The sequence below is a fragment of the Candidatus Pelagibacter sp. HIMB1623 genome (assembly GCF_052047695.1).
Classification (GTDB): domain Bacteria; phylum Pseudomonadota; class Alphaproteobacteria; order Pelagibacterales; family Pelagibacteraceae; genus Pelagibacter.
Genome location: NZ_JBNAJN010000014.1, coordinates 77,969 through 91,984, shown reverse-complemented (window position 1 = coordinate 91,984; position 14,016 = coordinate 77,969). Strand labels below are relative to the sequence as shown.

At 30.0% G+C, this 14,016-nt stretch carries 11 protein-coding genes; all 11 read left to right on the top strand.

Translation table 11 applies throughout. The features are described from left to right. Positions 1-68: 68 nt before the first annotated feature. Positions 69-1,391: a glycosyltransferase family 39 protein gene (locus tag ACTTBN_RS07605; RefSeq protein ID WP_440681831.1), complete on the top strand. Its 1,323-nt coding sequence runs from the start codon at positions 69-71 to the stop codon at positions 1,389-1,391. A 3-nt stretch (positions 1,392-1,394) separates the two neighbouring features. Next, entirely contained in the window at positions 1,395-2,264 is an 870-nt protein-coding gene (locus ACTTBN_RS07600; protein WP_440681830.1) for a glycosyltransferase family 2 protein, read from the top strand. Between the two features lie 19 nt (positions 2,265-2,283). After that, positions 2,284-3,717 carry a DUF1800 family protein gene (locus ACTTBN_RS07595; protein WP_440681829.1) on the top strand — a complete coding sequence of 478 codons (1,434 nt, stop codon included), beginning with the start codon at positions 2,284-2,286 and terminating at the stop codon, positions 3,715-3,717. Then, positions 3,714-4,859, top strand: a complete 1,146-nt coding sequence (locus ACTTBN_RS07590; RefSeq protein WP_440681828.1) for a DUF1501 domain-containing protein — start codon at positions 3,714-3,716, stop codon at positions 4,857-4,859. The genes ACTTBN_RS07595 and ACTTBN_RS07590 overlap by 4 nt, the downstream gene beginning before the upstream one ends. Then, entirely contained in the window at positions 4,859-6,040 is a 1,182-nt protein-coding gene (locus ACTTBN_RS07585; protein ID WP_440681827.1) for an alginate lyase family protein, read from the top strand. The genes ACTTBN_RS07590 and ACTTBN_RS07585 overlap by 1 nt, the downstream gene beginning before the upstream one ends. Before the next feature lie 92 nt (positions 6,041-6,132). Beyond that, positions 6,133-7,167, top strand: a complete 1,035-nt coding sequence (locus ACTTBN_RS07580) for a GMP reductase (RefSeq protein WP_440633861.1) — start codon at positions 6,133-6,135, stop codon at positions 7,165-7,167. Between the two features lie 12 nt (positions 7,168-7,179). Continuing rightward, positions 7,180-8,613 carry a hypothetical protein gene (locus tag ACTTBN_RS07575; protein WP_440681826.1) on the top strand — a complete coding sequence of 478 codons (1,434 nt, stop codon included), beginning with the start codon at positions 7,180-7,182 and terminating at the stop codon, positions 8,611-8,613. Beyond that, on the top strand, positions 8,610-9,617 hold the full coding sequence (locus ACTTBN_RS07570) for a hypothetical protein (protein WP_440681825.1): 1,008 nt from the start codon (positions 8,610-8,612) through the stop codon (positions 9,615-9,617). Before ACTTBN_RS07575 ends, ACTTBN_RS07570 begins: the two co-directional genes overlap by 4 nt. A gap of 53 nt (positions 9,618-9,670) precedes the next feature. Further along, complete coding sequence (locus ACTTBN_RS07565; RefSeq protein WP_440681824.1) at positions 9,671-10,939, top strand: heparin lyase I family protein; 1,269 nt, start codon at positions 9,671-9,673, stop codon at positions 10,937-10,939. A 2-nt stretch (positions 10,940-10,941) separates the two neighbouring features. Continuing rightward, positions 10,942-12,774: an FG-GAP-like repeat-containing protein gene (locus tag ACTTBN_RS07560; RefSeq protein ID WP_440681823.1), complete on the top strand. Its 1,833-nt coding sequence runs from the start codon at positions 10,942-10,944 to the stop codon at positions 12,772-12,774. Further along, entirely contained in the window at positions 12,775-14,016 is a 1,242-nt protein-coding gene (locus tag ACTTBN_RS07555; protein WP_440681822.1) for an alginate lyase family protein, read from the top strand.

Sequence of the window (14,016 nt, the reverse complement as noted above, 5' to 3'; positions counted from 1 at the left end):
GAATTGCCGGAGTATATTCAGCAAAATAGGGGTGTCAAGCAAGCTGAATTGTTATAAATATTTACATAATGACCAATAATAACAAAAATATAGATAATCTTTTTTATATTTTTGTTACATCCCATCTAATTTTTTGGACTTTGATTCCAACTATTACAAATCACAATTTACCCTTAGATACAATTGAAGCTTTAGCTTGGGGGAGCAATCTAGATTGGGGTTTCAATAAGCACCCACCTATGAGTGCTTTTTTTCCAGAAGTATTTTTTCAAATTTTTGGTTCACAGGATTGGAGTTATTATTTACTAAGCCAAATTTTTGTAATTTTTTCATTTTATTATGTATTCAAACTTTCAAATGAAATACTTAAGAATAAATTTCTTGGTTTAATTTCAGTTTTATTAATTGAAACAATTTATTTTTATAATTTTACTACACCTGAGTTTAACGTGAATGTATGTCAGTTACCTTTTTGGTCATTAACAGCATATTATTCTTGGAAAATTTATAATGCTAAAAATATTAAATTTTGGGACTGTTTTTTAATAGGTTTGTTTGGTGCGTTAGGATTTTTATCAAAATATTTATTCGTTTACTTATTGGTTTCTATTGCTTTTTTATTTATTTATTTAATTATTAAAAAAGAAAGAAAGTTTGATTTTAAATATTTAATATCAATAGAAGTATTTATAGTTGCTTTAGTTCCTCACTTAATTTGGCTTAATAATAATGAATTCATTACAATTACTTATGGACTTGCAAGAACAGGTTTAGAGCAATCAAGTTTTATTGATCACATAAAATATCCATTAATATTTTTAGGAAAACAAATTGGTATATTAATCCCATTTATAATTTTGACTTTGTTATTGATCAAAAAACTTAAATATAAAATTAATTTCAAAGATAAAAATTTATTATTTTTGTTAGCAATAAATATATTACCAATTGCTCTGATGTTTTTAACTTCTTTGATTACAGGATCAAAAATTAGAACAATGTGGATGACACCATTCTATTTATTCTTTGGAACATTAATTGTTTATTTATTCCAATCTCAAATAAATTTAAAAAAAAAACTAAAACCTTTTATGGTTGGATTTTTGTTCTTTTTCTTTTTGTCACCTGTTCTATACGCTTATGTTTCGGCCTCAAAAGACGATAAGAGAACAGATTATCCAGGTAAAGAAATTGCGATGAAAACTCAATATGCTTGGGATCAACAGTTTGACTCAACTATTAATGTAGTGCTTGGAGATGAATGGAATGCAGGCAATTTATCTTATCATTTAAAATCTAGACCAGTTTGGGAAGGTATAGTTGAAAGAGAAAAACTAGATCAATTGAAAGATTATATGTGTCTTGATAGTATCTGTGTTGGATCAAGATAATCTATGAAATATGTCATTTTAGTACCTGTTTACAATGACCGAGAGTCTTTGAAGCTATTAATTGAAAATATTAATCATGAAATAAAAGATTTAAATTCTGAAATATCATTAGTGGTAATTAATGATGCTTCTTCACAACAAATCATTGATGAATATCCAAATATTGAAAATATTCACTCAATTGAAATCATCAACATGAAAGAAAACAGAGGTCATGCAAGATGTATTGCTTCTGGCTTAAAATATATCTATGAAAAAAAGGAATTTGATTATGTCATTCCTATGGATGGTGATGGTGAAGATAGACCTGAAGAAATTAAAAATTTTATTGAATTATCAAAAGAAGCTGGAGACAGATCTATAATAGGTGAAAGGGTAAAAAGATCAGAAAGTATGTTCTTTAAGTTATGCTACCAATTTCACAAATTTTTAACTTTAGCATTTACTGGACAATCAATTAAATTTGGTAATTTTACATGTCTTTCAAAAGCAACTGTAAAAAAAATGTTAGATGAAAAATCTACTTGGAATAGTTTTTCTGGATCATTAAAAAAAATAGAAAAAGATTTAATTTCTTCTCCATCAATTAGAGGAAAAAGATATTTTGGTCCATCTCAAATGAGTTTCTTTAAACTATTAAAACACTCTCTTTCAATAATAAGTGTTTTTAGAAAAACAGTTTTAATTCGTTCAGCTTTATTCATAGTTTTTTATATTTTGTTAATCAAAAGTAATGCATCAATTGTAACTTCATTACCTTTAGTTTTGTTATTAATAATGATTTATTCAATTTCTAGTTTAGCTTTAAGAGAAAATATTGAAGAATTTAATAATTCCTTAACAAACATACACGATATTGATAAAATAAAGTAATTTATTTATATTTTTGATAATGAAAAACTTTTTTAGAAAAGTTGCTTTTGGAATTGGTCCAAATGAAGAAGTACCTTCAGACCCACTTAATTGGGCTCTAAATCAACTAGATGATGTCCCAGACTTAGCGTGGAAAGGTAGAATTCATTCTGAAAAAGAAATGAGAGAAATATACTCACGTGAATGGCGTGTTGAGGAGATGAAACTTAGAAAAAAATTTAAGGATAACAAAAATCTTTATAAAGCTAATAAAAATTTATTAAGACACAAAACAGGACAAAGATTTTGGGAGTCACTTGAAATAAGTATTAGGCATACCGAGGCATTACAAAGTCAATCTCCTGTGCTTGCAAAATTATGGTTTTTTTGGGCAAATCATTTTGCAATTGTTGATAAAGATTTTTTACCAAACTATCATACAGGACCTTACCACAGAGAAAGCATCAGGTTGAACTTAAATCAATCTTTTGAAAAGTTAGTTTATGATGCAACAACATCCTGGGCAATGATAAGAAATCTAGATAATAGTGATAATGAAGGTCCAAAAAGTAAATCAGGAAAAGAAGAATGGAGAAGAAAAAAAAAGAAACCAGCAACAATTAATGAAAATCATGCAAGAGAATTATTAGAACTTCATACTGTTTCACCAGCAGCTGGTTATACTCAAGAAGACATAACACAATTAGCCTACATCATGACTGGCTGGAGACTTGGTTGGAGTAAATCAACTGATGATACTAAAAAAGTTGAATTTGCAAGTGATGTTCATCAACCTGGAAAAAAAACTGTATTTGGAAAAAAATATAAAAGTGGAAGAAAAGGTTTAGCCGCTGTGATCAAAGATTTAGTTCATCATCCAAACTGTAGAGATTTTATTGCTACAAAATTATGTAGACATTTAATTACTGATGAACCTACCGAGGAAATGAAAAAACCAATCATTAAAGCTTTTAAAGACTCTGATGGTTTTTTACCTGAAATTCATAAAGCAGCGATCAAAGTGGCATTTGAATATAATGATGAATACAAAAAATTTCAAAATCCAGAAAATTGGTTTATTCAAATGTCTAAATTGTCAGATTTTAAATGGCCACCATCACCAAAACTTATGGATACATACGAATTAGGTAATAAACCTTTGGGCATATATAGAAAGCCAGAGTGGAAACTTAATGATTTAGGACACAATCCTTTTAGAGCAGCACAACCAAATGGATTTTCTGATTTGGCGATTGATTGGATATCTCCAGAACTTTTAATTAGGAGATTAGTATATGCAAAAGATACTTATGAGTTAACAAGATCTGAAAATAATAATTTAGAGTTTTATGAAAAAATAGTTAACAAAAATTTTGATAACCCTGAAAAAATATTAAAATACCTTGAAAAAACTAATAAACTTTATGAAAAACAGATATTGTTATTTAACCATCCGGAGTTTTTAAGAGCATGAAAATAAATAGGAGAGATTTTTTAAAAACCACAGCAATGACATCTTTGTATTTTGCTGGGTTCGGACTACCAACTTTCGCTAGTCAAAATAAGAAAAATTTGGTTGTCATCATGTTACAAGGTGGAATGGATGGGCTTTGTGCTGTTCCTGTAAAAGATGATAAAAATTTTCAAAAATTAAGAAGTAAAATAAATTTAGATAAGACTTTAGATTTAACCTCTGATTTTGATTTACATCCAGCATTAGAAAATTTTAAATCTTTGTGGGATCAAAATAATGCATCTGTGTTTCATGCAACTAGCATTCCTTATAAGGAAAGATCTCACTTTGAAGGCCAAAACTTAATGATGACGGGTGGAAGAGTGCCATATAAACACAAAACAGGCTGGCTCGGAAGAGGGATGAAGCTTGCAGGCTTAACAGGAAATGGTTTAGCACTTTCGCTTCCAATGCCACTACTGATAAGAGGTGTCCCACTGAATGATAACTATTATCCAATTAAGTCCTCTTTGCCTAATAAAGGACTTTTAAATATTATTGAGGGAGAGTTTGAACAATATTCAGAGAGTGATTTGAGTGCAACATTATCTATGGTTAAAAAAAGAAAATTTAATTCTTATGCTGGAAATAATAATAGTTCTTTAGCAAGAGAGGCAGGTCAACAACTTTCCGATCCTAATGGACCTAGAGTTGCAGTCTTTCAAGTTGAAGAGTTTGATACGCATGCTGCTCAAGGAGGAGTTCATGGAACTCACGCAGATTGTTTAAGGGAGTATGATCAAATATTAAGGGGATTAAAAGCTTCTATGGGATCCGCTTTTAAAGATACTTTAATATTAACTCTCACTGAATTTGGAAGAACTATTAAGCAAAATGGTGGAAATGGAACAGAGCATGGCTATGGAACAGCAGTTTTAATGGCAGGAGGTTTGATTAAAAAATCAGAAGTTCATGCAGATTGGCCAGGTTTAAAGAAAAAAGAATTATTTCAAGGTAGAGATTTAAATGCAACAGTAGATGCAAGATCTATATATGCTTCTGCCATGTCAACAGTGTTTGATGTTGAATTTGAAAGAATTCAAAAAGACGTTTTCTGGGGTGAAGATTTACAAAATTTATCGGATAAGCTTTTTAAAGCTTAATGAAAAAGTTACTAATTATATTTGTATTACTTTTTTTCCCAAATTTAAGTTTAGCTAATGATTTTAAATCAATAAAAAAGAAAGCGACAGTTAGTAATCCAAAAATAATTTTTCCAATTCAAACCAACAAGGGTGAGTGTTCAGAACCTGCATATCATGCCTTTGTTCAAAAAATTGATCCAATTGAAAAATTAGATGCTCCTACAGGATATGGTTTAGATGATAGATTTGATCAAGTTAGAAGCAACTTTGAGCAATACAGTATTCCTTGCAGTGGTGGTAATGTTCAATCATGCGAAATAGTAAAAAAAATTATTTTAAAATGGGCTAAAGCAGATGCTCCAAAAAGATTAAAATCAGGTGATTTATGGAACGATACGTTAACTATTAATTTACATATAAATAATCCAATGATGTCAGCTTATTCTTTTGCAAGACAATTAATTGAATTTACGTCTGAAGAAGAAAAATTAATTGAAGACTGGTTTACAAGAACTGTCAAAAGAGGAGAGCATTTAATGTATGGTGAGAAATACGGAGATAGTACAGGCGCAAGAGGAGTTCCAATGAGCGCCCATAATCATGCTATTACTTCTGCGATTTCTCATATGCAGTTAGGAATAATTTTGAATGATCATAAACTTTTTAGAAAAGCATTTAAAAATTTTGAGCACGCCATTAGGTATCAAAGAAAAAATGGAAGTTTACCTATAGAAGTTAGACGAGGTGGAAGAGCAATGTTCTATCAAGGAAGAGCTATGAATGCACTTACAGCAATTGCAATTATTGCTGAACATCAAGGATATAATATTTGGGAATATGATCATAAAGGCAAGGGAAAAAATTTTCATAATCTAGTAAAATTTTTTATAGATTTTACAGAAAATAATGAAATTGTTTTTAAGTATGCAAAAGAAATGAAAGCACCTGGTCCTGCAAAAGATTATAAAAATCAAGATTTAAAAATTAGGAGAAGTTCTAATTGGGGTTGGTTTTATGCTTATGCCACAAGATTTCCAAATCATGAAAATATAAAAAGAATTGAGCAGTGGGTCAAAAATCCAGAAGACCTAAACAAATATCAATTAGGTTTTGTAAGACATTATAATAATATTGGTAAAAGGATGTTTGGGGATGCTTCATGGACAGTTGTTGAGGCCAACTGTCATTTTTTAAAATAAAGATTTGATACTTATTTAAAAAACTTCAAAACTTATCCACAGCCTGTAATTTGAATTGAAATAGTATTTTATAAATAATAGCATTTTGATTTATGAGAATAGAAGAAGAGCTTAAGCTAGATTACTCTGATGTCTTATTTAGACCTAAGAGAAGTACTTTAAAAAGTAGAAAAGACGTCAATCTACTTAGAACTTATAGATTTAAATATAGTAAAAACGAGTGGTCAGGCATTCCTATTATGGCAGCCAACATGGATGGTGTTGGTGAATTAAGTATAGCTGAAAAATTAAATGATCATCAAATGATTACCTGTTTAACAAAACAACATGATGTAAAAAAAATAAAACAAAACAAAAATATTAAAAAAATCTATCCTAATATCGCACTTAGTGTTGGTATTAAAAAAGAAGATTTTCAAAACTTAGATAAGGTTTTGAAAGAATTTAGTTTTTTCAAATTCATTTGCATTGATGTTGCAAATGGTTACTCAGAGCATTTTACAAATTTTATTAAATCAGTGAGAGAAAAATACCCAACAAAAACTATTATTGCTGGAAATGTTGTTACCGCAGACATGACACAAGAATTAGTCCTAAGTGGTGCAGATATTGTTAAAGTTGGAATAGGACCCGGAAGTGTTTGTACAACAAGAATTCAAACTGGAGTAGGGTATCCACAATTAAGTGCAGTTATAGAATGTGCAGATGCAGCTCATGGACTTGGCGCGCATGTTATTGCTGATGGAGGATGCACATGTCCAGGTGATGTTGCAAAAGGTTTTGGAGGTGGCGCAGACTTTGTAATGTTAGGTGGAATGTTGGCAGGTCATGATGAGGGAAAAGGAAAAATAGTAAAAGTAAATGGCTCTAAATATATTGAATTTTATGGATCAAGCTCAGAAGTTGCCAATAAAAAACATTATGGTGGTTTAGCAGATTATAGAAGTAGTGAAGGAAGAAAAGTTAGAGTTAAATATAGAGGCAAAATAAACGATACAGTTTTAAATATTCTTGGTGGTGTTAGAAGTAGCTGTACTTATGTAGGAGCACCATCATTAAAACAATTAAGTAAATGTACTACTTTTGTAAGAGTATCTAGTCAATTTAATGATACTTTTGTGAAGTAATATTATTTTATTATGAAAAAAATTATAATTATTATTTTTAGCTTTGTATTTTTGTCCAACAATGTTGTTGCAAATGATAAATATCTTAACGAGTTTAATAAGTGGTTATTAGACAACGGTCATACTCAGTATGTAAATATTGAACAAAAAGAAGGATGCAAAAAATTAATTCAAAAACATGGTTTAAAATTACCAAAGGTCGGTCTTGTTGATGAACCAAAGGTTAAAACTAACGAGTGGTTCTGGCTTGAATGTCATAAACCTCAAATTATAAATAATCTAAAAATCAAATTTTTTAAAAAAAAAGATGGTAAAATTCGTGACTCAATTCCGTGGAATGCAAAAAAAATTAGTGATGATACTTTATTATATTATGGATTTGTAAGAAGTAAAAAAGCAGATTTGATGGGCGGAAAATGGTTAACGGAAGCTTCATCAAAACCATATGAATTTGAACTCGATTTACGTGAAGACAAAAAGGTAGATAAAGAATTAAAGAAATCAGCTTTAATGAGCTATCTATTATTTGAAAATGGTAAAATAACCGTAGACAAGAAAAGTCCTGAAGATCGATTTGGTATTCTTTTACATGAAGAGGCTAAACTTTTTTCATCATCAGTCGGCAAAACAATTGTATCGTATGTTTTAGGAAATGCAGTCTGCGAAGGGTATATTGATGGAGTAAATTCTAAAATCGATGATTGGCCACTAATAAAAAATACACTTTATGATGGTCAAAAAATAATTGATGTAATTAATATGTCTGCTGGAGATCAAGAATATATAAATGTTAATGAGAGAGTTAAAAAAACTGGAAACACAGCAGGCAATTATACAATTAAATATCTTATGGAAGAAGTTTTTAAAAATTCTACAAAAAAGAAACAAAAATGGAATTATAGTGGATTACCTCCACATTTGATAAATAACTATATATGGTTCAAGTCTAATGGAGATTATCAAAAAATATTAGATAAAACTTTTAAAGAAAAAGCTAAAATTAAACATAGTGTTCAATTTAGAACGAAGAAGTATGAAAAAAATTATGAAGATAGAATTGCAACTTATGAAGATGGAATATTGGATAGTCATTTTTGGGCTACAAGATATGATTATTTAAGAATTGCAAAAGCAATGTTGGATGATTGGCAAAATGATACTTGTGTTGGGAAATATCTTAAAACAGTTTTTAATAATAGAGTGAATAAAAATTACCAAGGAACTGTAGACAATAATAGTAATTGGTTCAATCCTAAACAATATGCAGGCTTTTTTCACACTGGATATACAGGAATGAAAGACAGAGCTGTAATGGGAATGGATGGAAATGGTGGTCAATCAATAATGATTGATTTTGATCGTGGACGGATAATTGTAATAAATGCTATTCATAATAATTATAATTGGAAAAAACTGGCACATTCTGTAATTAAAAAAGGTAAATGAAGAAAATAGCAATAATACTATTTTCATTTTTATTTTTAACAAATATCGCAAATTCTGAATCTAGATTTGGAGAGTTAACTGAAATACGCGATGAAAAAATGCGAGGTAAGGATGGTCAGTGGGTCAGACCTCATCCGGGACCTTTTATTTGGAATCATATTGAAAGCAAAAAAGGAAAATTCTTTTGGGAAGATGTGGATCAGTATGTTGTTTATGCACAAGAGCATGATCAAACAATATTAGCAACGATTTGGCCTCACACAAATTGGGATCAAAAATCTTGTAAAAGAAAAAAGGCAAGAAGTCCTTTTGGAAAACATTTTACAAAATATTTAAGTAAACCTTGCTCGATGGATGATTATAAAAATTTTCTAATAAAATTAGTCGATCGTTATGATGGCGATGGTTTAAATGATATGCCTGGATTAACTGAACCAATTAAATATTGGGATGTAATGAATGAGCCAGAGTTTAATATGTTTTTTAAGGGGAGCGAGGAAGACTTTGTTGAAATTTTTAATTTTTCCTCAAAAATAATTAAAGAAAAGCAACCTGATGCAGTAATTGTTATGGCTGGAGCAGCTGGAATGTTTCCAGAAAATAAAAAGTATTGGAAATCAGCTTTGCCAAAAATTAAAGATCATTTTGATATCGCAAACATTCATCACATAAGCGGTCCAGATGGTCAGTGCGATAAGCAGCTTTGGGTAGATGAATTTGCTGATTTATTAAAAAGTGTAAATATTGATAAACCCATTTGGCTTACAGAAGCAATGACATGTGGTGATCCAATAAAAGCATATGTAAGTGCTTTTTTAAATGGAGCTGAATTAATTATTGATGTTGGCGTGAATGCACCAGGAAAAAAAATGAGCAAGAAGAGTAGAAAAAAATTAAATGAATTTATAGCTGAATATGATGGATTCACCTCAATTAAAAGTATTTCTGAAAAAAAAGTAGAGTTTACATATAAAGATGGGTCCTCAAAAACTTTAGAGTTTTAAAAAATATAGAGTAGTAATTCGACTCTAGTTTCAGGATTTGGTAATCTCGAATTATGAAAAAACTTTTAGGGATTGTGGTTCTAAGCTTATTGCTTTACAATGCAGCATTTTCTAAAGAAAAACATGACTCGTTGAAAAAAAACGTTGGTATTAAAAGTAAGGATACGACAATAAAAGGTTGGAAATTTAGCTCATCCAATAAATTAAAAGAACTAATTAAAGAGGGTAAAATTCAATATGTTTACAGAGTATCTTATAAAAAAAATGGTGAACCAGTTAGACATGGTGACACTTCTCAAAGATTTGAATTAAGATCTGATTGTACAGATAAGGATGGTTCTGATTGTGCAAAAGCTGCTGAGTCAGTGATAAGATCAGAAGTTTTTCTAAATGATGATTTTCAAATGAAAAATAAATCCGAATATTGGATTGCTTGGTCAGTTTATATTCCTAAAGATTATGTACTTTATCATAAAAAGACAGGTATGGGGCAGTTTCACTCCAACCAAGGTCCAATGCCTTCATTATGGGAGTTTAAATTATTTAATGATGATAAATCTAGTGGTTATCAATTATATAATTCTGTAACAGGTGGAACTGTAAAAAGTTTTAATGCTTGTGGGGGTAGCAGTGTAGTTATAGAAAAAATGGCTGGGGATGCTAAATTCCATTGGTGTGAAACTAAATATTATAAATATAATTTAATGTCACTTAAGGAGTTTTATTCTTACAGAGGTAAATGGTTAGATTTTATTGTTAACGTAAAATGGGATCAAAAAACGATTGAAGAAGGTGGAAAAGGATTTTTTAAACTTTGGATTAACGGAGAACAAAAAGTTAATTACTCTGGTCAAACTATGCATAAAGCAAGACAATATGGCAGCAAATATAAAGTAACATTTCAATACGGTCTTTATAATGAAAGAGCTCCAGGATCTGGATATACCGATGCAGATATTTCAAATCCAATAGTTGTTTATTATGATGAATTGTGGAGAGTAAAATCTTGTAAAAAACTAAAATTAGAAAGACTTGGTTATTCTTGTGATACTCTTGGACAAGATGGAAAAACTGAACCTGACATTATTTCAGAAAAAGATTTAAATATGCCATCCAATGATTCAGAAAATAATGTAGAGTTTATCGTTGTAGTTAAAAATAAAGATGATCCAAAATACCTTTATAAAGTTAGAGGGAAAAGCAAAGTAGAAGTAGAGAAAAAAGCGTTAATGAAATGTAAGCAAACGTATCCTGATCTCTCAGGATCAGGAGATACAGGTTGCTATGTGCATTATTTAAGCCAAGTTGCTTTTGGGCAATGATTATGAAAAAAATAATAATTATTCTGTTTGTATTAGTTTTTTCAAATAATGTTTTTGCCAAAGACAAACCTCAAGCAGGAATTTTTATTGAAAATTATGGTGGTATGACTGTTTTTGGACAGTCTAGACCTGGGATAACAAAGCAAAGATATTATTTCGGTCACAGATGGAACTACCACGACTTTAATAATGATGGAGTAAAAGATTTTTTATACTCAGGGACAATGCGTCCGACTAATATTAAGACAAGTGGCAAAACTACAGCAGGAGCATGTGGTGGTAAGAAATGTGAAGGGGATATGCCAGGACCGACACTTTATTTGGGTCAAAAGGATGGGTCTTTCATTGATAATTCAAAACTTATAATTGATAACAGAAATCCTTCTGGTCAAAGTTTATCTCGTCAGCAACTGATAGCTGATTTTAACAATGATGGAATATTAGATTTTTATTTAGCAGATCATGGAATTGGTGGTGGAAATTATGATGGTTTTAGAGATAGTTATTTCTTAAGTCAAAAAAATGGAACTTGGTTAGAAAGTTCATCGACTCATTTATCTAAAAAGAAGTTTAAAATTTTTGATCATGGTGGAGCTGTAGGTGATATCGATAATGATGGAGATATAGATATTGTTTTAACAGATTTAAAAGGGGTTTTGCAGTGTTTGTACAATGATGGCACTGGTAAAATGAAGATAAAAAAATGTGGATCTATCAATGCATTTGGAATTGAACTTGGTGATTTTGATAATGATGGAGATTTAGATATTGTTCATGGAGCTCATGAGTATGAGGGAACATTAACAGGTATAGCATTGAATAACGGCAAAGGTAAATTTAAAAAGAAAATTAAACTACCTGTCCCTGAAGGAAACTGGGGCACAGTACCAGAAGTTTCTTTTTGGGATTTAGATAAGGATGGTGACTTAGATATTGTCGTATCTAGAGCGGGGGAATTGTATGTTGGTACTGGAGTTCAGGTTATAGAAAATTTAGGTGAAAATAAATTTAATTCTAAATTTTACATTTTAGTAAATCCACCAAAAGACTATGTGCCAAAACATGAGGGAAATGAATGGAATAGTTTTGTTGATCAAATAAGATTTTCAGATCTTGATAATGATAATTTAACTGACATTGTTTTAGTTCGTCCAGGTAGTCTTAAATTAAAAGCGGGTTCAATACTAAAAAATGAAGGTGGAATGAATTTTAAACACATCAAATACAAAGAAGCAGGTAATCCGATCAAAATTGTTGATGATAAAATGTATAAAGATGATCCAAGTACTTTTTTTGATAATTTTGAGATTGCTCGTGGGAAATCTAAACCAACTGATTCCTCAAAAAAATTTAAAAAGTTTATCAAAGATAAAAAACTAGAAAATTTTGATTTAAATGGATTTGAAAATATTGATAGACCAATATTCTTGAAAAGATCAGGAGCATCTTTAGTAGCTTATAAATATATAAAACATGGAGATGATTGGATTGATTACGATATTTTAGTTGAATGGGATGGGCTTAAATTCCCAATAAGCATGTGTTTAGAATATTATTCTCGATTTAATTTTCCCGCAAATAGAGCCAGTTTAGTGGATAGATATAAATTTGGAGGTCTGGACGAAACTTCAATTCCTAGCTTTCAAGAATGCAGGGGAGAAAATGGATATATTGCTGGTTGGGATATTACTGAGCCCAAAATTATAGAAATAGGAATAGATACCTTGCTTAAAGATTTAAATTTTGAAGCAAGACCGATTTTAGCAAACATTCCTCAGTTAAGTGATGATCAAAAGAGAGAGCTTTTAACCAATCTAGATAAAAATATTAATTAAATGAAAAGAGTATTTTTTACTTTAATTGTATTAATTTTAACCAATACTAGTTATTCAAAAAATTTAAATAGCTATGATGATCTTGATTTAACCACAAAACCAAAAAAAGTTTTATCTAAAAGCAAAACTAAAGCTATGTGGAATATTCATGAAACAGCAAAAGAATGTTTTGAGCATCCAGAGTTTGGAAAAGGTTTTGGTTATAAGTTGAAAAAACAGAAAGAAGATTACTTTAAAAATAAAAATTGGGTCTCTCCATTTTATAATTTTGCAGAGCAAGATAAACATAAAGTAAGTTTAAAAAGAGCGCCAAAACCTTTGGAGATAATTAAATTGAATGAAAGTTATGGTGAAGAAGTTTTAGAGGCTAATTCTGCTACTGATTACTTTCAAGAAGCAGCATACATAGGAAGAGTTGGAAATTCTGATGAAAATATTGATAAAATAAAATCAGTAATATTAGATTGGGCTAAAAAAGATGCTTTAAGGAAAGGCATCAATGTTTCGTGGGGTAATAAACCAGTAGATTGGCAAATGATGGTTTTAATAAACTCAATCTTAACAACAACAGCTGTAATTGCAGATACTTTTGATGCTGAAGAGAGAAAAATATTAGGACCTTGGTTAAATAAGCTTGTTAGAAAAGTTGCAAAAAGTAGTTGGATGAATAGACAAGATAACAAAGCTTATCTAACTTCATATATAACTTTAATTTGGGGATTGATGACTGATGACTTAAAAGCAGTTCAGCACTCTATTGATGTTGTTAAATTAGCGATCCATGACATGAGACCTGATGGAAGTTTTCCAATTGATACCCAGAGAAGTGGTATGGGTCTAAAATATAATTCTGATAGCTATGGATATCTATTAATGATGGCATCCCTATTAAAAGATGCAACAGGTAAAGATTTATTTAATTATGAAGTTGATGGCAGAAGTTTACACAATGGAGCAGATTTTATAATTCAAGGGATAATGGATCCATCAAAAACAAATCAAAAATATGCAATCTCATGTCCAGGAGGAGGCGATCGATGGGGTTCTATTGAAAAACCCTCAAAAAGTTTTATAAAATCCTCAACTTATTTGATGGTTTATGTAAGTAAATTTCCAGATTATAAAAATTCTGATATAGTGATCAAAAAATACAGTGATACTTATAAGAATGAATACTTACCAAAAATTAAATCAGAACCTTCTAGGGTATTCACATTACATCCAATGTTAATTTCTAAATAA